We start from the raw sequence: 23,482 nt of genomic DNA, 5'->3' as shown, positions 1-23,482 counted from the left end.
TTGAAAACAGCCCCCACAAGACGATTCATGGGGGTGCTTCCCTTACTGGTTGGCACGATGTTCGATCAGGTCATCGACCACCGACGGGTCTGCCAGCGTACTGGTATCGCCCAGCCCATCACACTCGTTGGCCGCGATCTTGCGCAGGATGCGGCGCATGATCTTGCCCGAACGGGTCTTGGGCAGCCCCGGCGCCCACTGGATGACATCCGGCGACGCAATGGGGCCGATATCCTTACGCACCCACTGGGTCAGCTCTTTCTTCAGTTCGTCGGTGGGGTCCATGCCATCGTTCAAGGTCACGTAGATATAGATGCCCTGCCCCTTGATGTCATGGGGGAAGCCCACCACGGCGGCCTCGGCCACGGCGGAATGAGCGACCAGCGACGACTCGATTTCGGCGGTGCCCATACGGTGGCCAGAGACGTTGAGCACGTCGTCCACACGGCCGGTGATCCAGTAGTAGCCGTCCTCGTCGCGGCGGCAGCCGTCACCGGTGAAGTACATGCCGTCGTAGGTGGAGAAGTAGGTTTGCACGAAGCGCTCGTGATCCCCCCAGATGGAGCGCGCCTGCCCCGGCCAGGAGTCGAGAATCACCAGGTTGCCCTCGCTGGCCCCTTCCAGGGTCTGGCCCTCGTTGTCCACCAGTGCGGGCTTGACCCCGAAGAACGGTGTAGTGGCCGAGCCCGGCTTGAGGTCGGTAGCCCCCGGTAGCGGCGCAATCATGATGCCGCCCGTCTCGGTCTGCCACCAGGTATCCACGATGGGGCACTTCTCGTTGCCGATGACCCGGTAGAACCACTCCCAGGCTTCCGGGTTGATCGGCTCACCCACCGAGCCCAGCAGGCGCAGCGAGTCGCGCTTGCTGGAATCCATCACGCGGTCACCATGGGCCATCAGTGCACGGACGGCGGTCGGTGCGGTATAGAGGATGTTGACCTGGTGCTTGTCGACGATGTCGCCCATCCGACCATGGGTCGGATAGCTGGGCACGCCTTCGAACATCAGCGTCGTGGCGCCGTTGGCCAGCGGCCCGTACACGATATAGCTATGCCCGGTGACCCAGCCCACGTCGGCGGTACACCAGTAGATCTCGCCTTCCTGGTAGTCGAAAATATATTGATGGGTCATAGCGGCATAGGTCAGGTAGCCGCCAGTGGTATGCTTCAGCCCTTTCGGCGCGCCGGTAGAGCCTGAGGTATACAGAATGAACAGGGGATCTTCTGCGTTCATGGGTTCGGCCGGGCACTCGGTCGACTGCTGATCGACCAGCTCGTCGAACCACAGGTCACGGCCTGCCTGCCAGTCGATATCGCCCCCGGTGCGTTTGACGACCAGCACGTTCTTGCACACGTCGGTGCCATCACGGGTCAGCGCCGAGTCGACGTTCTCTTTCAGCGGCACATGCTTGCCACCGCGCACCGACTCATCGGCGGTGATCACCAGCTTGGAGTCCGCACCAATGACGCGCTGAGCCACGGCGTCCGGGGAGAAGCCACCAAAGACCACCGAGTGCACTGCGCCGATCCGCGCACAGGCCAGCATGGCCATGGCGGCTTCGGGAATCATCGGCATATACAGCGTGACCGTATCGCCTTTCTGAATGCCCAGCGATTTCAGGCCATTGGCCAGCTGGTTGGTACGCTCGTACAGCTCACGGTAGGTGATGTGTTTGGATTCGCTGGGATCATCGCCTTCCCAGATGATCGCCGTCTGGTCGCCACGCGTGGCCAGATGGCGGTCCAGGCAATTGGCGCTGACGTTCAGCTCGCCGTCTTCGAACCAGCGAATATCGACGTTGTCGCGGGCGAACGAGGTATTCTTGATCTTGCTGGGGGTCTTGATCCAGTCGAGACGCTTGGCTTGCTCGGCCCAGAAGCCTTCAGGGTCCTCCATGGACTGCTGATACATTGCCGCATACTTGTCTTTGTCGGCCCATGCCTTGGCTGCGATGCTATCGCGCACTGGATAGACGTTCTGATGCTCGCTCATGAAATTGCCTCTGTCCGTGAAAATGCACTCTCGTGGAAGTTGTGTCGGTCTTGTTATTGGTGGCACCGACCCGGCTAATCTTTACCTAGCATAAACCTCCCGATGACGGCTTCCCCTTAGACATTGGTATTAACATTTTTATTTTAAAAAACATATACTTAAAACATATTTCCGGGATTCATCAAGTACTGTAGACCAAGGTCTGATGACAATGTCGGCAGCGATATCGCTGCCCTTTTACCACTAAGGCATGACGTCTGGCCGTAAAAGCGTGGGTCTGGCAGGCGCACTGGTAGCGGTAGGGCCGCGACTGCGCTTGCCCGATATCGAAACGGTGGGTAACCCGGGGTTCCAGCCCAAACAGGTCACGCATGACGGTCTGCCACTCCCGGCCATGGGGTTTCAAACGGGTGCCGTTGGCCAAGTGAAAGACCAGCCAGTGGGCCATTTCATGGGGGATCACCTCGTCGAAGAAGGCCATGCGGTTGGCCGCCATCAGCACGGGATTGAAGCGCAGCCCTTGCCGGCCCCAGTGGGCCTGCCCAGCGCCTGCGCCCTTCAGGTCGAACCAGACGCCGGGAGTAGGTAGCGTCGGATACACTTCCCGACAGCGGGCCAGCGCTTCCGCGACCCGTTCACGGGCGGCGGAAGCCAGCGCGGGTGGTGACAACGCTTCCAGCTCATCAGCAGGCCAGGAAGGCAGTGGTGTGCTGTTCATTAGTGATAAACTAACCGTCAAGATGTTGTTCGATTCAAGATACCCGATGAGGCTTTTCATGGCAGAGCGCAACAACGAGCCCCCCGCAACCGCTTCCGACAGCGTGCCACCCCAGCCGCTGCTGGAAGATGAGCAGCTGGACAGGCTGGACGACTTTCTCGATTCGGACCGCGTGGGCGAAGATGCCCTGGACCTGATCTCGGCCCATGGCTTCCTGGTGGCCCTGGCCGTGGCGCCCAGCGAACAGCCCCGCGACGCGTGGCTTGCCGAGCTCTTTCAGGGCGAGCCCAACTACCAGGACGACGCCGAACGCGACGAGGTCACGCACCTCCTCTGCCTGCTGCGTGATAACGCCATGGCGGTGCTGGAACAAGGCGGCCTGCCGGAGCTGCCCTTCGAGCTGACCCTGGATGGCCTGCCCGCCGAAGAGACGCCCATCGGCGACTGGTGCGCAGGCTTCATGGAAGGCGTGTTCAGCGACGAAAGCGCCTGGTTCCAGGAAGACGAAGAGGCCGCGGCCACCCTGCTGCTGCCCTTCATGCTGCTCTCGGGTCTGTTTGACGACGAACCCGACATGGCCGAGATGGCCAGCGACCAGGCCAATCAGGAAGCGCTGGTGGCCCAGCTGCCCGAACTGGTGCTCGACCTGTACCTTCACTACCGCGTGCCCCCCGAGACGCCCAAACCCAAGCCCCGCAAGAAAACCCCTGCCAAGGGCAAAAAACGCAAGTAGCCGCTACTTGAGCCGTGTCACCAGGCCATCCAGCGCGCCATATACCCACTCCCGGGCGCGCTGCCGCCAGGGCCGCGCGGCCCAGGCCTGGGCATCCACCTCGTCACTGGCAGCAAAGTTGCGCTCGAACAGCTCGCGCACGTCGTTGGCGAAGGCAGCATCTTCCACCTCCTGGTTGGCTTCCAGGTTCCAGTGCAGGTTCCAGTGGTCAAAGTTGCAGGAGCCCAGGCTCACCCAGTCGTCGGCCAGCACGAACTTGGCATGAATGAAGGTTGGCTTGAATTCGAAGATGCGCACGCCTGCTTTCAGCAAGCTGTGGTAAAAGCGTTGGCCTGCGTAACGCACGCCGGGGTGGTCATGCTTGGCACCGGGTAGCAGCAGGCGAACGTCCACCCCGCGCCGGGCCGCGCGCACCAGCCGCCGACGCAGCGAAAAGGTCGGCACGAAATAGGGCGTACATAGCCACAGCCGTTGGCGAGACTGGTGGACCCGCGCGTAGAGTGAGTGCCGAATGGCCTGGTAGCGATAGCCACGACCCGAGATGACCCTGCCCCTGACACCCTCTTCTTGCGGCTCGGCTACCCGCGCCTCCGGCAGTGCCAGACGCGGCCCTGGCGGGGACGCATAGCGGGTCAGCCGCGAACGCCACAAGCGACGAAACAGCGCCTCCCAGTCGGCCACTACGGGCCCTTCGACCCGGGCGGCGATTTCGTACCAGGCCTCCAGGAATTCATCCACCGCGCCAAACCCGCCCGTGAAGGCTACCTCGCCATCCACCACCACGATCTTGCGATGGTCACGGCTCAGGTTGCGTGCCAGCGAGTGGAAGCCAATCGGGTTGAACAGCTGCAAGGCCACACCTGCCGCCTGCAGCCGCTCACGATCTTCGCGGTCCAGCCCCATGGCGCCATAGCCATCCAGCAGTACATACACCTGCACGCCACGCTCGGCCGCAGCCACCAGCACGTCGATCATCTGGTCGGCCAACTCCCCCGACTCCATCAGGTAAAGCTCTACGAAAACATAGTGCTGGGCCTGATGGACGGCGTCGAACATGGCTGGCAGAAAGCGCGATGCTTCCGGCAGAAGCGCCACACGGTTACCTTCTCGCCACGCGTACTGCATAGAGACTCCTTCTCTTGCGCCATGCCTGCAGGCCGCCTCAGCGGCTCAAGGAGCGGTGAACGTACAGGTCATAGCGGCTGGTTTTGCCTTCGATTGTATGCTGCGGCGCAGGGCCAGCAATAGGCGGCGCTTTACGGGGGCGCTTGACCACCACCCGGTGAGTGGCCACCGTCAGCGCCGCTTCCAGCAGGCGCGGGGCGTCATCGTCCTCCCCGGCCAGTTCACGAAACAGGCGCATTTCCTTCTTCACCAGCGCCGATTTCTCGCGATGGGGAAACATGGGGTCCAGGTGCACGACCTGCGGGGTGAACGCGGCGCTGGCCACCAGCGCCGCCAGCGCCTCACAGGCATCCCCATGACGCAGCTGCATGCGCGCGGTGATGGGCGCCGTCTCGGCGTCCCTGGCCGCCCGGGCCAGGCCATCCTCCAGCAGCGCGGCAATGGCCTGTACGCGCTCGACCATCAGCACCTCGGCACCCAGGCTGGCCAACACGAACGCGTCACGCCCGAGCCCTGCCGTGGCGTCCACGATGCTCGGCGTCACGCCTTTGGAAAGCCCGCACGCCTTGGCCACCAGCTGGCCGCGCCCACCGCCGAACTGACGCCGATGGGCCGCCTTGCCGGACACGAAATCGACGCTCAAGGGCTTTCCGTACTGGCGCTCGTCGCCGACCAGCGCCAACCGGCCATCGCGCTCTTCCAGCGTCAGCCCGGCGGGCAGCGCTATCGGTGGGCGCGCCGGGCTCATGCCGGCTTTTTCCAGGCCACGTCGTTACGCAGGTAGACGGGCTGCGCTTCATGGGCGGCGACACCCAACCCCGCGTCCAGGTCCCGCGCGGCCAGCCAGGCCATCTCTTCGGCGCGCGGCTCCAGATCGTCGCTGAGGTGCTGGGTCATGCCCACATGCACTCCCACATCGAAAGCGTCCCAAAGCGCAAAGCCCGAGCCGACTCCGACCCAGTCGGTTTCATCGGATGGCAGTCTAAAAGCGCCTAGGGCCAGTACTCGCTCATCGCTTTGCGGGCTGACCACGTCATTCAGGCAGTGCCAGCTGGCCACGTAAATTTCACCCATTCGGGCATCCAGCGCGGTCACCACATGGCGAAAGTGATAACGGCGATGCACCTGCAGGGCCAGGGCCTCCAGCGTCGAGATGCCCAGCAGCGGGCGCTCCAGGCCGAAGGCCAACCCCTGGGCCGCTCCGGCGGCAATGCGCAGGCCGGTAAAGGAGCCCGGCCCACGGCCAAACGCGACGGCATCCAGCTGCCCGGGCGCAATGGCGGCAGCAGCCAGCAGCTCGTCGACCATCGGCATCAAGCGTTTGGTATGGGCGCGCGGCGTCATTTCGTAACGCGCCAGACACTCGGACTGATCATTCTCCTGACGCAGCAGCGCGGCAGAGCAGGCACTGGAGGAGGCATCCAATGCCAGAAGATATCGCGACGACATAACCGTGTTGCACTCCGAAATAAATAGGCCGCCAGTATACCGCCTGGCGGCCTTGACGACGATGGCCCGCAGGGAACCTGCGGGCCATCGTCATTCGAGCAGTCTGTTACCAGGCTCAGTTCAGCGCTTCTTTCACCTGGCGGGTGATATCGGCCACGCTGCCCACTCCTTCCACGCGGTGGTATTGGGGTGCCGCAGACGGGTCCTCTTTGGCCCACTGCTGGTAGTAGTCCACTAGCGGAGCCGTTTGGTCGTGGTACACCGACAGGCGGTTGCGCACGGTAGACTCCTGATCGTCTTCCCGCTGGATCAGGGCTTCTCCGGTGACATCGTCCTTGCCAGGCTCTTTGGGCGGATTGTGCTCGATGTGATAGACACGGCCCGAGGCGGGGTGAACGCGACGTCCGGCCAGGCGGCTGACGATCTCTTCGTCCGGCACGGCGATTTCCAGCACGTGATCGAGCTTCACGCCGCCCTCTTTCATGGCATCGGCCTGAGGAATGGTGCGGGGGAATCCGTCAAACAGGAAACCGTTGGCGCAGTCCGGCTGGCTGATGCGCTCCTTGACCAGGTCGATGATGATCTCGTCGGACACCAGCCCACCACTGTTCATGATCTCCTTGACCTTGAGACCCAGCTCAGTGCCGTCCTTGATGGCGGTGCGCAGCATATCCCCGGTGGAAATTTGGGGAATCTTGAACTGCTCACAAATAAACTGAGCTTGAGTCCCCTTCCCCGCGCCGGGGGCACCCAACAGGATTAAACGCATGGCACTGCTCCTTGAATGTTCGTACTTGATTGGTGGTGATCGAATAAATCAATGAATCGACAATAACCGTGCCGTTCAGGCGACACAACTCCCCAAAAGCCTGAAAGGCCGATTATTTTGCGTTTTTTCAAGCGAAAACAGCAAAGTGGCGATGGCTAGTACTTTGGTCACGCTGGTTTTCTGCTGACGCCACAGAAACACAAGCGGCGCCCATAGGGGCGCCGCTTGTGGCTTGCTCGTGGTCTGATTACAGCAACAGACGACGGATATCGGTGAGCACGTCTGCCAGGAAGGCAGTAAAGCGTGCCGCATCGGCACCGTTGATCGCCCGGTGGTCATAGGAGAGCGACAGCGGCATCATCAAGCGCGGCTGGAAGGCATTGCCATCCCACACCGGCTTCATTTGCGCTTTCGACACGCCCAGGATCGCCACTTCAGGCGCATTGACGATAGGCGTGAAGGCCGTGCCACCGATCGAGCCCAGGCTCGAAATAGTGAAGCAGCCACCGGTCATCTCGTCGCGCTTGAGCTTCTTGGTCTGTGCTTTCTTGCCCAGCTCTGCCATTTCCTTGGCGATCTCGATCAAGGACTTCTTGTCGGCATCGCGCAGTACGGGCACCATCAGGCCATCCGGCGTATCCACCGCGATACCGATATGCACGTACTTCTTCCAGACCAGCGTATCGCCGTCGCCTTTCAGGCTGACGTTGAACTGCGGGTACTTGCGCAGTGCAAAGGCACACGCCTTGACCAAAAACGGCAGCGGCGTGAGCTTCGCACCCTGGGCTTCGGCCTCGGCCTTCATCGCCTTGCGGAAGTCTTCCAGCTCGGTGATATCGGCTTCGTCGAACTGGGTGACGTGAGGCACGTTGAGCCAGCTGCGATGCAGATTGGTCGCACCCATCTTGAGCAGGCGACCCATCGGCTTCTCTTCCACTTCACCGAACTGGCTGAAGTCGACTTCCGGCACGGCAGGAATACCCGCGCCACCTGACGCTGCCGGTGCGGCGGCCTGGGCGCTGCCCTGGTTAGCCATCACCTGCTTGACGTAGGCCTGCACGTCTTCCTTGAGCACGCGCTCTTTCGGGCCGCTGGGCTTCACCAGACCCAGGTCGACACCCAGTTCGCGGGCCAGCATGCGTACCGCCGGGCCAGCATGTACCAGCTTGCCGTCACGGGGCTTGTGCGCTGCCATTTGCGCTTCTGGGCTCGGCGTGCCGCCACTGGCCGCAGGCTTGGCGCTGGCCGGGCTGGCACTGCTTTGCGATGCCTTTTCAGGCGCCGCTTTCTTCGGCGCGGCCTTCTTGGCGCCCGCCACTTCCATGTAGCCAATCACGTCGCCTTCGGAGACGGTATCGCCCTCCTTGACGGTCAGCTCGACGAGTTTGCCCTTGTAAGGGCTGGGCACGTCCATGGAAGCCTTGTCGGACTCCAGGGTGATCAGCGGGTCTTCGACGTCGACTTCGTCGCCTACCGACACGCCAATCTCGATGATGGGCACGTCTGCAGAGCCGGAAAGATCCGGCACGCGGATCTCCTTGCGCTCTGGCTCACCGCTGCCACTCTCTTCTTCAGCCGCTTCTTCTTCGGCGGGTTCGCTGGCAGGGGCAGGCTGTTCGGCCTTGGCAGGCTCTTCGTCGGCAGCGTCATCGCCACCGGCGATTTCCATCTTGCCGATGACATCGCCTTCCGACACGGTATCGCCTTCCTTGACGGTCAAGGAGACGATTTTTCCGCTATGCGGGCTGGGCACGTCCATGGAAGCCTTGTCGGACTCCAGCGTGATCAGCGTGTCTTCGGCGTTGACGTCGTCGCCTTCGCCAACGGCCACTTCGATGATCTCGACGTTGTCGGAACCACCCAGGTCAGGCACCTTGATATCAACGGTCTGCTTGCCACCGCTGGCTTTTTTCGCTGCCGGTGCAGGGGCCTCTTCCTGCTTGGGCGCAGGCGCTTCCTCGGCGGCACTGTCAGCCTTGGCTTCCGGTTCGGCATCGCTGCCGCCTTCCACTTCCAGCTCGACGATGTCGTCTCCCTCGGAGACCTTGTCGCCCTCTTTCACCAACACTTTGACCACCTTGCCGCCTTTCGGGGCCGGTACATCCATGCTGGCTTTGTCGGATTCCAGAGTGATCAGGGTGTCTTCCGCTTCAATGACGTCGCCTTCTGACACCGCAATCTCGATGATTTCGACATCGGTATCGCCACCGATATCGGGAACTTTGATGATTTCGCTACTCAAGGTCGCGCTCCTTCCAAATCGGATCGAGCCGGCGGGCAGTGGCCCGCCGGGCAGCGGTTTAGCTGGTCAGCGGGTTGGGCTTGTTGGCATCGATGCCGTACTTCTTCAGCGCTTCGCCAACGTGCTTGCGATCAATTTCACCGCGATCGGCCAGGGCGCGCAGCGCCGCAACGGTCACGAAGTAGCGATCCACTTCGAAGAAGTAGCGCAGCTTCTCACGGGTATCGGAACGGCCAAAGCCATCGGTGCCCAATACGGTGTAGTCGTTGGGTACCCAGGCGCGTACCTGGTCCGCATACAGCTTCATGTAGTCGGTAGAGGCAATCACCGGGCCATCACGACCTTCCAGGCACTGGGTCACGTGAGGCTTGCTGGCCTCGGCGTCCGGGTTCAGGAAGGCTTCGCGCTCCAGCAGCAGCGCTTCGCGGCGCAGCTCGTTGAAGCTGGTGACGCTCCAGATATCGGCCCCGATGCCCCAGTCGTTGGTCAGCAGCTCGGCAGCGGCTTCGACTTCACGCAGGATGGTGCCCGACCCCAGTAGCTGAACGCGGCCTTTGTCACCCTGAGTTTCCTTGAGCAGATACATACCCTTGACGATATCGTCGGCGGGGACGTTCTCCAGCTCGGGGTGCTCGTAGTTCTCGTTCATGACGGTGAGGTAGTAGAAGCAGTTCTCTTTGTCCGTGAACATGCGCTTCAGACCATCCTGCACGATGACCGAGACTTCGTGAGCATAAGTCGGGTCGTAGCTGCGGCAGTTGGGGATGGTAGACGCCTGGATCAGGCTGTGACCATCCTGGTGCTGCAGACCTTCGCCGTTCAGCGTGGTGCGCCCGGCGGTACCGCCGACCATGAAGCCGCGTGCCTGCAGGTCGCCTGCGGCCCAGGCCAGGTCACCGATACGCTGGAAGCCGAACATCGAGTAGTAGATGTAGAACGGCAGCAGCGTGACGTTGTTGTTGCTGTAGGAAGTGGCGGCCGCAATCCACGCGGACATGGCGCCAGCTTCGGAGATACCCTCTTCGAGAACCTGACCTTTCTGGTCCTCGCGGTAGTACATGATCTGGCCTTTATCGACCGGCTCGTACTTCTGACCTTCCGAGGTGTAGATACCCAGCTGACGGAACATGCCTTCCATACCGAAGGTACGCGCTTCGTCGGGGATGATCGGCACGACCTGCTTGCCCAGCTGCTTGTCCTTCACCAGGCCGTTGAGGATACGCACGAAGGCCATGGTGGTAGAGATTTCGCGGCCTTTGGAACCGCCCATCTGGGAAGCAAACGTCTTGTCTTCCAGGCTGGGGATTTCCAGCGCTTCGAAATCGCTGCGGCGGCTCGGCAGGTAGCCGTTGAGACGCTCGCGCTGCAGGTGCATGTACTTGAGCTCGGGAGAGTCTTCTTCCGGCTTGTAGTACGGGACTTCCTTGAGCTGTTCGTCGGTCAACGGAATGCCGAAGCGGTCGCGGAATTTCTTCAGCGCTTCGTATTCCATGCTCTTGACCTGGTGCGCTTCGTTGGCCGCTTCGCCATCGCCGCTACCCATACCGTAACCTTTGACGGTATGCGCCAGGATCACCGTGGGCTTGCCGTTGGTGGTGTTGACCGCCTCGTGATAGGCCGCATAGACCTTGAACGGGTCGTGACCGCCACGGTTGAGCTTCCAGATGTCTTCGTCGGTGAGGTCCTTGACCATCGCTTCGGTTTCCGGGTACTTGCCGAAGAAATGCTCGCGGGTGTAAGCGCCACCGTTGGCCTTGTAGTTCTGGTACTCGCCGTCGACCGCTTCGTCCATGCGCTTCTGAAGGATACCTTTCTTGTCCTTCTCGAACAGCGGATCCCAGTGACGACCCCACACCACCTTGATGACGTTCCAGCCGGCACCGCGGAAGACGCCTTCGAACTCGTCCATGACGCGGGAGTTGCCGCGTACCGGGCCGTCCAGACGCTGCAGGTTGCAGTTGATGACGAAGATCAGGTTGTCCAGATTTTCGCGGCCAGCCAGCGAGATGGCACCCAGCGATTCCGGCTCGTCGCACTCGCCGTCGCCCATGAAGCACCAGATCTTGCGGTCTTTCATGTCTTTCAGTTCACGGTGATGCAGGTACTTCATCACGTGAGCCTGATAGATGGCCTGAATCGGGCCAAGACCCATGGATACCGTGGGGAACTGCCAGTAGTCAGGCATCAGCCAGGGGTGGGGGTAAGACGACAGGCCGTCACCATCCACTTCACGGCGGAACTTGTCCATCTGCTCTTCGGTCAGACGGCCTTCCAGGTAGGAACGCGCGTAGATACCCGGTGCCACGTGGCCCTGGATATAGATCAGGTCGCCTTCGAAATCACCCTTGGGGGCGCGGAAGAAGTGGTTGAAGCCCACATCGTACAGCGTGGCCGACGACATGAAACTTGCAATGTGACCACCCAGCCCAGGATTGGCACGGTTGTTACGAATGACCTGAGCAATGGCGTTGTAACGGATCAGGGAGCGAATGCGACGCTCCATGAACAGATCGCCAGGCATCGGGGCTTCGCGATGAACCGGTATCGTGTTGCGGTGGGGGGTTGTCACCGAGAAGGGCACCTTCATCCCGTCCCGGCGCAGGCGATCCGCCAAGCGGGTCATCAGGTAGCGGGCGCGATCTTCGCCCTCACGATCCAGTACCGATTCCAGGGATTCCAGCCACTCCGTGGTTTCGACCGGATCGAGATCTTCTCTTGTCTCCAGACTCATAGAGGTCTCTCCGAATGACGATAAATGTCAATGAGCCCCGCCAACCCTTCGGGCCTGGGGCGGCTGCGGTGTTTGGCCACCACAGGCCTGTGAATAGCCGACGCGATGCATCGAGCAGGGGATTTTCACCCTACATTCAATGAGCTACGCTTTCATGAATGTAGTTAAGCTACAGGTATTTGGTAAAAATTAGCCTTTTGTATATGCGAAGATACCGCAAAGTCGCCACGCTGCCAATTCCGGCACGCCGCAAAAAGCCATCGAAAACAAACTATTGCACTGCAACATAAGCGCTTTATAGGACCTTGGTCGCTACGACTTAGGATACCTTCGTGTAACCAAACTACCGTTTCATTTGTTGCTAAAAGAACCACTTATTCACCACGTTTAACCGTGTCATGGGTGGCCGCCATCAAGCGCTGGCGGAAATAGGCCCAGTCGAAGGCGGGCCCGGGGTCGGTCTTGCGCAAAGGTGCTACATGGGCATGGCTGGTGATCCGCTCAGCGGTCAACGCCGGGTAACGCGCCATCAGCCAGTGCGTGGCCTCGACCAGTGACGCATACTGCGCCTCGCTGAACGGTGTCTGGTCATCGCCCTCCAGCTCAATTCCCACGGAGAAATCGTTCAAGCGTGTCCGCCATGCCTGCGCAGCCGGGTCCCACCAGCGCGATTGCCCGGCGTGCCAGGCACGCTGGTCGACGTCGACGAACTGAACGCACTCGCCATCGCGGCGAATCAACAGGTGCGCCGACACCCGCAGGTGCGCAATCGTGGCGAAGAAAGGGTGTGCGTCGGGCACCAGCCGATTGGTGAACAGCGCCTCGATGGCGTGACCCGAGAATTGCCCGGGGGGCAGGCTGATCGCGTGAAGCAACAGCAGCGACACTTCGTGCTCGGGCCGCGCATCCTGGTTGGGTGACACGACCTGACGAGCCTTGGCCCACTGGCCGCGGGATGCGAGTTGGTTCATTCGGCTTACTTGCTCCTCTACGTTCGCGTTGTGTTTCACTATAATGCCTTTCACCCAAGATCACGCTTCGAGAACCCACTGCTATGCATTATCAAACCGCGCTTGATGAAGAGATTCGCACCTGCGTTCCCCGCTGGCTGGCGGAAGACCTGGGCACCGGGGACATCACCGCACAGCTGATCCCTGAGAACCAGTGGGCCACCGCCAAGGTGATCACCCGCGAACCGGCGGTACTCTGTGGCGTTGCCTGGGTCGAGGAAATTTTCCGCTGTCTGGACGAGCGCGTCACGCTGCGCTGGCAGGCCAGCGATGGCGACATGCTGGAGGCCCAGCAGTGTTTTCTGGAGCTCGAAGGCCCCGCCCGCAGCCTGCTGACCGGCGAGCGCGCCGCGCTGAACATTCTGCAGACGCTGTCTGCCACGGCCACCGCCACTCGCCGCTATGTAGACCTGATCGAAGGCACCGACGTACGCCTGCTGGACACCCGCAAAACGCTGCCGGGGCTACGCTTGGCACAAAAGTATGCGGTCACCTGCGGCGGTGGCCATAATCACCGCCTGGGCCTGTGGGATGCCTTCTTGATCAAGGAGAATCACATTGCGGCCTGTGGTGGCATTCAGGCCGCCGTGGCGCAGGCCCGCAAACTGGCCAGCGACGTACCGGTAGAAGTGGAAGTCGAAACCTTCGAAGAGCTGGACCAGGCGCTGGCAGCGGGCGCCGATATCGTCATGCTGGACAATTTCGACATCGAAGACCTGCACGTAGCGGTAGAGATCAATGGGGGACGCGCCACCCTGGAAGCCTCCGGCAACGTCGATGACACGACGCTGAAAGCCATTGCCGACACCGGGGTGGACTGCATTTCCAGCGGCGCGCTCACCAAGGATGTGGCCTCCGTCGACCTGTCGATGCGCATCCTCCAGACCTTCAACGTTTGATCGTCAGGTTTCCACCGCGCTGAGCTGCTTCACCAGCCGGTAGCGTTGAAGCATTTCACCGCTGCGCTCGACCCACTGCTCGCCGAGGTTATCGTAGCCACGGCGCTGCAGTCGTTCGAGCAGCATCCGGCTGGCTTCGATATCTACCTGCGAAACGCCATGCTCCAGCAGAATGCGCTCGGCATGGATCAACAGCGTGGTGCCGATGCCACGCCCCGCCAGTGATGGCCAGACATAGAGCGTTTCAATGCGCCCGCCGCTCACGTCCAGCTCGAGAAAGCCAACGCAGCGGCCATCGCAGGCGGCCACCAGCGTCGTGTAGAGCGCCTGACGCGCCGCCCAGGCAGTGGCTTCACGGGGCAGTGCTTGCGCCCAGGCACGCCGCTCGGCCAGCCCATAATGATTGGCCGCGCCTTGCATGACGGCGTGATAGAACACCTCGGCCTGGTCGGCGGCGTCCTTGGCCAGCGCCGCGCGATACGTGACGCGAGCCGTTGGCGTGGCCGCCGGTGAAGAAGGGTCGATGTTTGACATGCGTTGCCTCAATGGGATGACGCTGGCCGTCAAGCGCAGCGCTGTGTCGGTTCCGTTGGCTAGTCTATACTCATCGCCCTGGCGGGCAACCCATGCCAGCCGAGCTTGAATTCATCGAACGTGCGGCGCCATGTCACCACGCAACAGTGCGCTCACACGCAAAAGGGAGTGCCATGCACGATCCTCGGGGCCTCGGGCCGTTTTCGATCACGCCTATTGGCCATATCATCAGCGACTACCCGGACAAGTTCGGCGTGCCTCGCCAGCCTGGCCTGGCCCCGGCCGCCAATGCTCGCCTGGTACTGGCCCACCCTTTCGACGACCCACTGACCGTGCGCGGACTGGAAGACTTCAGCCACCTGTGGGTATCGTTCATCTTTCACCAAAGCCCCGAGCGCTGGTCGCCCCTGGTACGCCCGCCCAGGCTGGGGGGCAATCGCAAAGTGGGCGTCTTCGCCAGCCGCAGCACCCATCGCCCTAACCGGCTGGGGCTGTCGCTGGTCGCGCTCTCCGGTATCGAGACCGGGCCCGGCGTGACGCTTCACTTGGCGGGCTGCGACCTGGTCAGCGGCACCCCCGTGGTGGACATCAAGCCCTATCTGCCCTGGGCAGAGGCCGTCCCCAGCGCTCAGGCGGGATTTGCCCCCCAACCGCCGGAAACGGTGGCCGTGGTGTTCTCGCCAGAGGCTCACGGCGCACTGTCCGAGCGGCAAGATGGCGCGTCGCTGCGGGCGCTGATCGAGCAGGTGCTTGGCCAAGACCCACGCCCCGCCTATCAGCGGGGCGGACAGGCCGAACGTCTTTACGGGGTGCGCCTGCGCAATGTCGATGTGCGCTTTCGGGCGCTGACCGCCGCCGAAAACGACACCACCACCCTGGAGGTGGTGGCGATAGAGCCCGAAGACCGCAAGTGACCATGGCGCCAGCGAGCAGCCCCATGGCAAGCCTGACGGATCAGGCGGGGAAGGTGATACCCAGGCGACGGCCGACTTCTTCATAGGCCTCGATGACCCCGCCCAACCCCTGACGGAAGCGGTCCTTATCGAGCTTTTCACGGGTATTGGCATCCCACAGGCGGCAGCCATCCGGGGAGAACTCGTCGCCCAGCACGACTTCGCCCTTGAAGAGACCGAACTCCAGCTTGTAGTCCACCAGCAGCATGTCGCCCTCGGCGAACAGCTGCTTGAGGATGTGGTTCACCTTGAAGGTGAGCGCCTTCATCTTGCTCAGCTGTTCCGGCGTGGCCCAGCCAAAGGTTTCAGCCAGCGACTCGTTGATCATCGGGTCGCCCTTCTCGTCGTTCTTCAGGAACAGTTCGAAGGTAGGCGGATTGAGCGCAATGCCCTCCTCCACGCCCAGACGCTTCACCAGTCCACCCGCAGCGATATTACGCACCACACACTCGACGGGGATCATGTCCATCTTCTTGACCAGACTTTCGGTATCGGAAATCTGCTTTTCGAAGTGGGTGGGAATGCCGCCCTCTTCCAGACGCTGCATGATGTAGGCATTGAAGATGTTGTTCACCATGCCTTTACGGGCGAGCGCCTCTTTCTTCTTGCCATCGAAGGCACTGGTATCGTCACGAAAGTGCAGTACCAGCAAGTCAGGGTCGTCAGTGGTATATACGGATTTTGCCTTACCGGCGTAGAGTTCCTGGCGCTTTTCCATGGGGGCTCCGTCTAAAATCGAGGTCTAAGAGTTAACGTAAGTAGCCGGAGACACGCTCAAGCAACTCGCGCTGGTCATCAGCGCTGAATCCACGCTCGCTGGCATTGATGGCGCGCAGCACGGTCTGGTTGCCCTCCGGCTGGAGCACGAGGCGAATATTCTGAGACATGCGGCGCACGTCCTGGCTGAACACGATCTGCAGCGGGTTACGCCCACGCTCGGTCTCGGTCATGTACTCGACCAGGAACTCGTAGTCATCAGCCGAGGCCTCAAGCAGGTCACGCTGACCTTCCTGAGTGAAATCCAGTGCCAGATAGTGGTTCATTTCGGCCCACACGCGCTCGATGGGCTGAGGAATCAGAACTTCCCACTCATCGCCCTGCTGACGCATTTGCAACGTTTGCTCACTGGCAAGACGTTGAGCGGTCCAGGAGGATGCGCTGGCCGTTGCGCTACGCGCACCGAGATACTGCTCCAACGCGGCCACACAGCTCTCGACACTCTGGCCACCCTGCTCGCAGCGCACTTCGCTGCTGCCGGCACGCAATGCGCTCTGCAAGCGCAACGTGGCTTGAGGCGTGACGATGACGCCCTGAGTAGCGCTGCTTTCCTGAACGCCCAGCTGGCGACTGCGCACGAATGCCTCGAGCTGCGGCCATACCGCGCCCGTATCCGCCGCGACTACCAACCAGACCTGATCACCCGCCTGGCGACGCTCGACGTACTCAGGCTCCAGCCCACTGCCCAGTGCCAGAGACTGAGGAGGCCCAATACGCGCTGCTTCATCGACACGAGCACCTTGAAGACCCGCCTGAGGAATCGGCATGGCATCACGATAACGCTGAGCATTGCGCGTTTCCGGCAAAACGAGAGGCGGCGCTGGGGCGGCTTCGGTGTAGTCCAGGTTGCGGTCGTGGTAGTAACCGTCACGCGCGCAGCCCGCCAGCGTGACGGTTGCGGCCAGCGCCAGCGGAATCCATTTCAGCGCACGTTTTTCTAGCACAGAGCTCATCAAGCCACCTTAACAGTCAACAGGTCATTTACCCGGCAAGGCACGTTGTCACCGGGTAGCAAATGCGTTCGCAGCGCCTGGGGTTACTCCTTGATCACACCCGCCAGTTGCAGCGCTTCGTTTACCGTACCGTGATACTTTTCGGACAGCCAGGTCAGCGGCAGGCGAATGCCCTGCTCCATGTACCCCATACGGTTCAGGGCCCATTTGACGGGGATCGGGTTGGACTCGATACCCAGATTGGTATGCAGCGGCATCAGGCGCGTATTGATCTGATGGGCCTTGTCGGCATCCCCCGCCACCGCGGCGACACACAGCTCGTGCATCGCCTTGGGCGCCACATTGGCGGTAACCGAAATGTCGCCATGTCCGCCCATCAGCATGAAATCACAGGCCGTGGCATCGTCACCGGAGTAGAGCATGAAGCCGCTGCCTTTCAGGCGAGAGATTAGATCCTCGGCGCGCTCAAGGTTCCCGGTGGCATCCTTCAAGCCGATGATGTTGTCCACCTCGGCCAGGCGAATCACGGTTTCGTTGTAGAGATCCGAGCAGGTGCGCCCCGGCACGTTATAAAGAATGACCGGCAGTTTGCTGCCCTTGGCCACCGCCTTGAAGTGCTGGTACAGGCCTTCCTGAGTAGGCTTGTTGTAGTAAGGGCACACGGAGAGGCAGTAGTCGGCGCCTACTTCGCTGGCATAGCGCGCCAGCTCGACCGCTTCGGAGGTGGCATTCGCGCCGGTACCGGCAATGACCGGGATACGCCCATTGACCTCTTCCACGACGCTGCGGATCACATCGAAGTGCTCGGCAAACGACATGGTGGTGGGCTCACCGGTGGTGCCCGCGGCCACGATAGCGTCGGTGCCGTTCTCGAGATGGAAGTTCACCAGGCGACGAAGCGCCTCCCAGTCGATGTCGCCATTGACCTTCATCGGGGTCGCCAGGGCGACAATGCTGCCTGTGATCATCCGTATTTTCCTCACCTGCAAAAAGTGGAGCTCGACCGGCCAAGCGGGGTGGCATGGTCAATGATCGAGTAAAAGACGCGGCGCGGATACCTCGAAGGACACGATGACCCCGCCTGTAAAAAGCAAATGGTACTCAGGCGATTCGAGCCTGTACAGCGTAAAGCACGTAGAGTTTACCACCGAGACTTGCCAAACCAGAACGATTCGCTTTGACAGCACGGCGGCGCATGCGTGTAATCTTGGTGAACCCCTATCTGTGAGGAGCTTGTATGTCACTCGAAATCGGCCAACCCGTTCCCGACTTTTCGGCCAGCGCCACTGGCGACACCACCATTACTCTGTCCGAACTGCGCGGCCAGCAGGTGGTGATATTTTTCTATCCCAAGGCCAGCACACCGGGCTGCACCACCGAAGGTGGCGACTTTCGTGATCGCAAGGCGGCCTTCGATGCCGCGAACACCGTGGTCATCGGCATTTCCCGAGACGGCCTGCGCGCCCAGGAGAATTTCAAGGCGAAGCAGGACTTCAATTTTGCGCTGATCTCGGACAAGGACGAAGCAGTCTGTCAGCTGTTTGACGTCATCAAGCTGAAGAAGATGTACGGCAAGGAGCACCTGGGCGTCGAGCGCAGCACGTTTCTCATCGACAAGGACGGCAAGCTGGCCAAAGCGTGGCGTGGCGTCAAGGTGCCCGGTCATGCGGAAGAGGTGCTGGCAGCAGCTCAAGCACTGCATGCCGAATAACCGGCCCTGAAGGCTCGTTGAGCCATGGCACCGGGACAGCATCCGGTGCCACTTGGCAAGCCCTCGTCAATCGGCCTTCAGCTCTATCTGCTCACGCAGCTCCTGATGCTCCTCCAGCCCTCTGGGCCAGGCAAAGACCAGCGCCTTGAGCAGAGTCGCCAACGGAATGGCGAAAAAGACCCCCCAAAACCCCCAGATGCCGCCAAAGAACAGCACGGCCACGATGATCGAGACCGGGTGGATGTTATTGGTCTCGGAAAACAGCACCGGCGCCAGCACGTTGCCATCCAGGGCCTGGATGATGCCGTAGGCCAGCAGCACGTAGGCAAACTGCTCGCTCACGCCGAAGTGGAAGACCGCCACCGCCGCCACGGGAATGGTGGCCACCGCAGCACCGATGTAAGGCACCAGCACGGAAAAGCCCACCAGCACAGCCAACAGCGCCGTATAAGGCAGCCCAAACAAGGCAAAGGTCAGGTACGAGACCGTACCGACAATGACGATTTCGATGGCCTTGCCACGGATGTAGTTGGCGATCTGGCGATCCATTTCCTGCCAGATACGCGTCAACAGCGAGCGCTTTTGCGGCAGCAGCGAGAGCGCAAACCCCACCAGCGCCTCGCGATCCTTGAGCATGAAAAACACCAGAATGGGCACCAGCACCAGATAAATGATCAGCGACATCACGTTACCCAGCGACGACAGCGACAGCGTCAAGGCGCGCTGCCCTACCTGGCTGATCTCGCGTCCGGCCACCCCGATCCAGCTCTGCATCTGATCAGGCGTGATCAGGTTGGGGAAGCGCGCCTGCAGCTCATCCAGCCATATCTGCGCCGTGGCAAACATGCGTGGCGTCTCCTGCACCAGCCCCACCAGCTGGTTCCATATCAACGGCATCAGGATGAACGCCATGGTCAGCAACACGCTGACGAAGGCCACGAACACGATGATGACCGCCAACAGGTGAGGCACACCTCGCCGAGTCAGCCCGTTGACCAGCCCCTGCAGCAAAAACGCCAGCACCAATGAGGTGAAGAACGGCGCCAGCATGCGTCCAAACATGATGATGGCCGCCAACCCTGCGATCAGCACCACCAGCAGAACCAGTGCTTCTTCATCGGAAAAATAGCGTTCGATCCAGCTCCTGAGAATGGCGCGCATGGTCATGAGCAAGCCACCCCGGCTTTGCGTAGCCAGAACACGTAGATCTCGCCCTGCTGGGCTCTGGCTTCCAACCGATGGTCACTCAGCTCGGCGAAGGAAGCGACGTCGCGCCAGGAGCCCGCATCGGTGGCACGAATCTCCAGCAGCTGCCCGGCAGACAAGCCAGCCAGCGCCTGCTTGGCTTTCAACAGCGGCAACGGGCAGTGCAGCCCGGTAGCGTCCAGTACCGCATCGGGCTGCACCCCCTCGGCCAGCGCGGATGCTATTTGCTCAGACATACCCTCTCCCTTGTGAAAGCGCTATCACACATGACGAAAACAGTTCATCGCTACATAACCGCCGTATTGTTGCATACACTGTTCGGACGATGACCAACCTGACTCGATTTAACGGCACTTCCTTGCCCGAATCAATGTCACACGCTGTGTTTGCAGCGACGCATTTGCAACAACTGCAGCAACCAACCACCACGAGGGATGCCATGGCGCACCTTAAGACTGCTACGCCACGCCTGGCCTGCGCACTGGCCCTACTGTTGGGCACTGTGGGCCTCAGCGCGCCTGCTCAGAGCAGTGACAGCTATCAGCTGCCCACCCTGGGGGGCGCCTCCACTTCGGTGAGCAACGAGGAGTATCGCCTGGGCCGTGCCTGGCTGCGCCAGTTCAGGGCCCATGCCCCTCAGTGGCAGGACCCCATCGTCAACGACTACCTGGAAAGCCTGGTGGCCAGGCTGGCACCCCATAGCCAGCTGGGCAGTCTGCAGACGACCACGGTAATGGTCGATAACCGCTCGCTCAACGCCTTTGCCGTGCCCGGTGGCGTGGTGGGCATCAACTCGGGGCTATTTGCCTTTGCCGAGGATGAAGGCGCCTTCATTTCCGTCATCGCCCACGAGCTGGGGCACCTCTCCCAACGCCACTTTGCGCGCGGCAGCGCCCGGGCAGAACAGACGCAACTGCCCGCCATGGCCGCCATGCTGGCGGGCATGCTGATTGCCGCCAGCGGCGGTGGCGATGCCGGTATCGCCACCGCCATGGGCTCCCAGGCGGCACTGATTCAGGACCAGCTCAGCTACTCGCGGCGCTTCGAGCAGGAAGCCGACCGTGTGGGCCTGCAAGCCATGGCCGCCGCCGGTTACGACCCCGAAGCCATGGTGCGCATGTTTGGCGCCATGCAGCGCATGGCGCGCCTGCAGGGCGGCACGCCCCCGGAATTTCTGCTGACCCACCCGGTCTCCGACAGCCGCTTGAGCGATGCTCAGGCACGGGCAGCACAGCTCAGCGTCGCCAACCGTTATACCAGCGACACGCTGTACGACATGATGCGCGCCCGGGCACTGCTCAGCATTCATCGTAACAGCCCTCAACAAGCAGCTTCTCGCCTCACGCAAGAGGGCGCCGAGGAGCCCGCCCTGCGCTACGTTTCGGCCTTGATCGATGCGCAAAACGGCCAGACCGATCAGGCGCTCCAGACCCTGGATCGGCTGGCCAGCGAGCTGCCGGATTACGCCATGCTGCCCGCCTCGGCCGCCCAGGTAGCCCTGCAGGCCCAGCGCTACGACGATGCCATCCAGCGCAGTCAGCGGCTGCTGCGACTGATGCCCAACTACCTCCCCGCCCAGCTCACCCTGGCAGAAGCGCAGCTGCAACGCGACCCCCAGGCAGCCTACACGCTGTTGCGAGAGGTCACGGCGCGCCACCCGGACAACCCTCAGGGGTTCAACCTGCTGGCGGAAGCGGCTGGCCGCAGTGGCCACAATGCCTGGGGGCACCTGGCCCGCGCCGAGCATTTGCAGCTCACCGGCAGAATGGATAGCGGTATTCGCCAACTGGGCATCGCCCGAGACGCTGCCCAGCAGGAGAACGACCAGCAGGCGCTGGCGCGCATCGAGCAGCGCCGCGAGGCGTTCATCGAGTACCGAGAGGCGCTGGAAAGGTTTTAGCCGCGCTGCCCAGCCACCGCCCAGCCAAATACGACAAGGCCCGGCGCCAAAGGGCGCCGGGCCTTGTGCATTCATGCCAGGCAGAGCCTATGCGTTGAAGTTCAGCATCCGCTCCAGCGGCTTGAGCGCCTGCTGACGCAAGGCCGCATCGACGAAAATTTCGCCGCTGCCTTCGCGCAGCGCGCCCGCCAGGTTATCCAGCGCGTTCATCGCCATCCACGGGCAGTGGGCACAGCTACGGCAGGTGGCCCCATTGCCTGCGGTCGGCGCTTCGAACAGCGTCTTGCCCGGCACGGCCTGCTGCATCTTGAAGAAGATGCCGCGGTCGGTGGCCACGATCAGCTTGTCGTTGGGCAGCGTTTGCGCCGCCTTGATCAATTGAGAGGTCGAACCGGCCACATCGGCGAGCTTGACGACCGCCTCCGGCGACTCCGGGTGCACCAGCACGGCCGCCTCGGGGTACAGGCGTTTCAGGTCCTCGATACCCTTGGCCTTGAACTCCTCATGGACGATGCAGGCACCATCCCACATCAGCATGTCGGCGCCGGTTTTTTTCTGGATGTAGCCCCCCAGATGCTTGTCGGGAGCCCAGAGAATTTTTTCCCCGTTGGCCTGCAGGTGCTCGATCACCTCGACGGCGATCGAGGAGGTCACGACCCAGTCGGCACGCGCCTTGACGGCCGCCGAAGTGTTGGCGTAGACCACCACCGTGCGATCCGGGTGGGCATCGCAGAACGCGCTGAATTCGTCGATGGGGCAGCCGACATCCAGTGAGCAGGTGGCCTCCAGGGTGGGCATCAGCACCCGCTTTTCCGGGGAGAGGATCTTGGCCGTCTCACCCATGAAGCGTACCCCGGCCACCACCAGAGTAGTGGCGTCGTGGCGAGCGCCAAACCGGGCCATTTCGAGGGAGTCTGCCACACAGCCACCGGTCTCTTCGGCCAGCTGTTGAATGGCATCATCGGTATAGTAGTGCGCCACCAGAACGGCGTTGTGGGCCTTGAGCAGCTGTTTGATCTCGGCCACGCGGGCTTCGTCTTCCGCCGGAATGCGCGTTGGGCAGTACGGGCTGGGAAGCGGTGCCTCCAGCGCCACTTGAGAAGTCAGAATAGTCATCGTGTCTACCACTGTGACGAACAGGGAATCCCCCCGTTAAACACCAGTTGCGACGTATGCTCTCCGCATGCGCCGCCCTCGGGGCAACTGGCCGCTGCGTCTGTCGCACTCGCCGGTTGCCAATCTGGCCTGCTACTGCGGGCCAGCGCTGCCGAGCATGATCGACAGCCAAATCCACACATCGTTACAGGTCCATTGTGGTGGACAAGTATTGCCTGCTGCAAGCAGAACCGCACGCTGCAGTGCGGCACGGTTTGCCGATGCACCCTGCCCATCGCCAGGGCAGAACGCGCATAGCAGAACGCCCCTGGCAGCAAGCTACCAGGGGCGTTGAATTTGGTGGGTCGTGTAGGATTCGAACCTACGACCAATTGATTAAAAGTCAACTGCTCTACCAACTGAGCTAACGACCCAAATCCTGCTGCTTTTCTGAGGGCTTTCGCCGCTCTGTACGGCGTTACCGTAGTGTATCACTTGGTAACATCGCCGCTGTTCGAATGGTGGGTCGTGTAGGATTCGAACCTACGACCAATTGATTAAAAGTCAACTGCTCTACCAACTGAGCTAACGACCCGTCCGAACGGATGCATATAGTACGGATCACACCCGACAATAGCAAGCCTTTTTTGTCTTTCGTCTAAAAAAACCGCGCGGTGCTCGGTGT

Annotated in this window: 21 protein-coding genes and 2 tRNA genes; 5 read left to right on the top strand and 18 right to left on the bottom strand. The window is 61.6% G+C overall.

The genetic code is table 11. The annotated features are described in order from the left end of the window. Window positions 1-42 precede the first annotated feature (42 nt). A complete protein-coding gene (acs, locus tag FEU76_RS00685; protein WP_096921456.1) occupies window positions 43-1,992 on the bottom strand; it encodes an acetate--CoA ligase in 1,950 nt (649 codons plus the stop codon). Between the two features lie 181 nt (window positions 1,993-2,173). Further along, window positions 2,174-2,710, bottom strand: a complete 537-nt coding sequence (locus FEU76_RS00680; RefSeq protein ID WP_144979543.1) for a SprT-like domain-containing protein — start codon at window positions 2,708-2,710, stop codon at window positions 2,174-2,176. A 58-nt stretch (window positions 2,711-2,768) separates the two neighbouring features. Between FEU76_RS00680 and FEU76_RS00675 the strand changes: the two genes are divergently transcribed. Continuing rightward, window positions 2,769-3,443, top strand: coding sequence for a YecA/YgfB family protein (locus FEU76_RS00675; RefSeq protein WP_144979540.1), 675 nt, complete (start codon window positions 2,769-2,771; stop codon window positions 3,441-3,443). 3 nt (window positions 3,444-3,446) lie between these two features. Here FEU76_RS00675 and FEU76_RS00670 read toward each other — a convergent pair whose 3' ends face one another. The 7 genes from FEU76_RS00670 to ampD all read right to left on the bottom strand — a co-directional run bounded on the left by FEU76_RS00670 (window position 3,447) and on the right by ampD (window position 12,730). Next, window positions 3,447-4,568 (bottom strand): phospholipase D-like domain-containing protein, encoded by a 1,122-nt coding sequence (locus FEU76_RS00670; RefSeq protein ID WP_144979537.1) that lies wholly within the window; start codon window positions 4,566-4,568, stop codon window positions 3,447-3,449. Between the two features lie 37 nt (window positions 4,569-4,605). After that, a complete protein-coding gene (locus FEU76_RS00665) occupies window positions 4,606-5,316 on the bottom strand; it encodes a class I SAM-dependent methyltransferase (RefSeq protein ID WP_144979534.1) in 711 nt (236 codons plus the stop codon). Continuing rightward, on the bottom strand, window positions 5,313-6,017 hold the full coding sequence (gene tsaB, locus FEU76_RS00660) for a tRNA (adenosine(37)-N6)-threonylcarbamoyltransferase complex dimerization subunit type 1 TsaB (protein WP_144979531.1): 705 nt from the start codon (window positions 6,015-6,017) through the stop codon (window positions 5,313-5,315). Before tsaB ends, FEU76_RS00665 begins: the two co-directional genes overlap by 4 nt. Before the next feature lie 115 nt (window positions 6,018-6,132). Beyond that, window positions 6,133-6,786 (bottom strand): adenylate kinase, encoded by a 654-nt coding sequence (gene adk / locus FEU76_RS00655; RefSeq protein WP_039181580.1) that lies wholly within the window; start codon window positions 6,784-6,786, stop codon window positions 6,133-6,135. A 247-nt stretch (window positions 6,787-7,033) separates the two neighbouring features. Next, on the bottom strand, window positions 7,034-9,028 hold the full coding sequence (gene aceF, locus FEU76_RS00650; RefSeq protein ID WP_144979528.1) for a pyruvate dehydrogenase complex dihydrolipoyllysine-residue acetyltransferase: 1,995 nt from the start codon (window positions 9,026-9,028) through the stop codon (window positions 7,034-7,036). A gap of 58 nt (window positions 9,029-9,086) precedes the next feature. Continuing rightward, the gene (gene aceE, locus FEU76_RS00645) at window positions 9,087-11,759 is read right to left on the bottom strand and encodes a pyruvate dehydrogenase (acetyl-transferring), homodimeric type (RefSeq protein WP_039181586.1); all 2,673 of its coding nucleotides are present in this window, start codon (window positions 11,757-11,759) and stop codon (window positions 9,087-9,089) included. 374 nt (window positions 11,760-12,133) lie between these two features. Beyond that, the gene (ampD, locus tag FEU76_RS00640; RefSeq protein WP_144979525.1) at window positions 12,134-12,730 is read right to left on the bottom strand and encodes a 1,6-anhydro-N-acetylmuramyl-L-alanine amidase AmpD; all 597 of its coding nucleotides are present in this window, start codon (window positions 12,728-12,730) and stop codon (window positions 12,134-12,136) included. 83 nt (window positions 12,731-12,813) lie between these two features. Between ampD and nadC the strand changes: the two genes are divergently transcribed. Continuing rightward, window positions 12,814-13,668, top strand: a complete 855-nt coding sequence (gene nadC / locus FEU76_RS00635) for a carboxylating nicotinate-nucleotide diphosphorylase (protein WP_144979522.1) — start codon at window positions 12,814-12,816, stop codon at window positions 13,666-13,668. Between the two features lie 3 nt (window positions 13,669-13,671). On the opposite strand, the gene FEU76_RS00630 is transcribed toward nadC, so the two are convergent. Further along, window positions 13,672-14,202 carry a GNAT family N-acetyltransferase gene (locus FEU76_RS00630; protein ID WP_144979519.1) on the bottom strand — a complete coding sequence of 177 codons (531 nt, stop codon included), beginning with the start codon at window positions 14,200-14,202 and terminating at the stop codon, window positions 13,672-13,674. A 173-nt stretch (window positions 14,203-14,375) separates the two neighbouring features. On the opposite strand from FEU76_RS00630, the gene tsaA reads away from it, so the two are divergent. After that, on the top strand, window positions 14,376-15,116 hold the full coding sequence (tsaA, locus tag FEU76_RS00625) for a tRNA (N6-threonylcarbamoyladenosine(37)-N6)-methyltransferase TrmO (RefSeq protein WP_144979517.1): 741 nt from the start codon (window positions 14,376-14,378) through the stop codon (window positions 15,114-15,116). Window positions 15,117-15,156: 40 nt separating this feature from the next. Here tsaA and purC read toward each other — a convergent pair whose 3' ends face one another. The 3 genes from purC to dapA all read right to left on the bottom strand — a co-directional run bounded on the left by purC (window position 15,157) and on the right by dapA (window position 17,853). Continuing rightward, a complete protein-coding gene (gene purC / locus FEU76_RS00620) occupies window positions 15,157-15,873 on the bottom strand; it encodes a phosphoribosylaminoimidazolesuccinocarboxamide synthase (protein ID WP_039181600.1) in 717 nt (238 codons plus the stop codon). A 31-nt stretch (window positions 15,874-15,904) separates the two neighbouring features. Beyond that, window positions 15,905-16,885 (bottom strand): outer membrane protein assembly factor BamC, encoded by a 981-nt coding sequence (gene bamC, locus FEU76_RS00615; protein WP_039181603.1) that lies wholly within the window; start codon window positions 16,883-16,885, stop codon window positions 15,905-15,907. An 83-nt stretch (window positions 16,886-16,968) separates the two neighbouring features. Next, window positions 16,969-17,853, bottom strand: coding sequence for a 4-hydroxy-tetrahydrodipicolinate synthase (gene dapA, locus FEU76_RS00610; protein WP_039181608.1), 885 nt, complete (start codon window positions 17,851-17,853; stop codon window positions 16,969-16,971). 269 nt (window positions 17,854-18,122) lie between these two features. On the opposite strand from dapA, the gene FEU76_RS00605 reads away from it, so the two are divergent. Next, entirely contained in the window at window positions 18,123-18,596 is a 474-nt protein-coding gene (locus FEU76_RS00605) for a peroxiredoxin (protein ID WP_096921463.1), read from the top strand. Between the two features lie 66 nt (window positions 18,597-18,662). Here FEU76_RS00605 and FEU76_RS00600 read toward each other — a convergent pair whose 3' ends face one another. Together FEU76_RS00600 and FEU76_RS00595 are read right to left on the bottom strand one after the other, a co-directional pair. Beyond that, window positions 18,663-19,763, bottom strand: coding sequence for an AI-2E family transporter (locus FEU76_RS00600; RefSeq protein ID WP_039181613.1), 1,101 nt, complete (start codon window positions 19,761-19,763; stop codon window positions 18,663-18,665). Further along, entirely contained in the window at window positions 19,760-20,038 is a 279-nt protein-coding gene (locus tag FEU76_RS00595) for a sulfurtransferase TusA family protein (RefSeq protein WP_039181616.1), read from the bottom strand. Before FEU76_RS00595 ends, FEU76_RS00600 begins: the two co-directional genes overlap by 4 nt. A 203-nt stretch (window positions 20,039-20,241) precedes the next feature. On the opposite strand from FEU76_RS00595, the gene FEU76_RS00590 reads away from it, so the two are divergent. Continuing rightward, window positions 20,242-21,702, top strand: a complete 1,461-nt coding sequence (locus FEU76_RS00590; RefSeq protein WP_144979514.1) for a M48 family metalloprotease — start codon at window positions 20,242-20,244, stop codon at window positions 21,700-21,702. A gap of 87 nt (window positions 21,703-21,789) precedes the next feature. On the opposite strand, the gene nadA is transcribed toward FEU76_RS00590, so the two are convergent. The 3 genes from nadA to FEU76_RS00575 all read right to left on the bottom strand — a co-directional run bounded on the left by nadA (window position 21,790) and on the right by FEU76_RS00575 (window position 23,392). Further along, window positions 21,790-22,818 (bottom strand): quinolinate synthase NadA, encoded by a 1,029-nt coding sequence (gene nadA / locus FEU76_RS00585; RefSeq protein ID WP_144979511.1) that lies wholly within the window; start codon window positions 22,816-22,818, stop codon window positions 21,790-21,792. Window positions 22,819-23,155: 337 nt separating this feature from the next. Next, window positions 23,156-23,231, bottom strand: a tRNA-Lys gene (locus tag FEU76_RS00580). 85 nt (window positions 23,232-23,316) lie between these two features. Continuing rightward, window positions 23,317-23,392: transfer RNA gene (locus FEU76_RS00575), tRNA-Lys, on the bottom strand. Window positions 23,393-23,482 lie beyond the last annotated feature (90 nt).

It is taken from the genome of Halomonas sp. C22, assembly GCF_007655045.1.
GTDB lineage: Bacteria > Pseudomonadota > Gammaproteobacteria > Pseudomonadales > Halomonadaceae > Vreelandella > Vreelandella hamiltonii.
The sequence above is the reverse complement of the archived record's forward strand: the minus strand, read 5'-3'. Positions and strand labels throughout refer to the sequence as shown.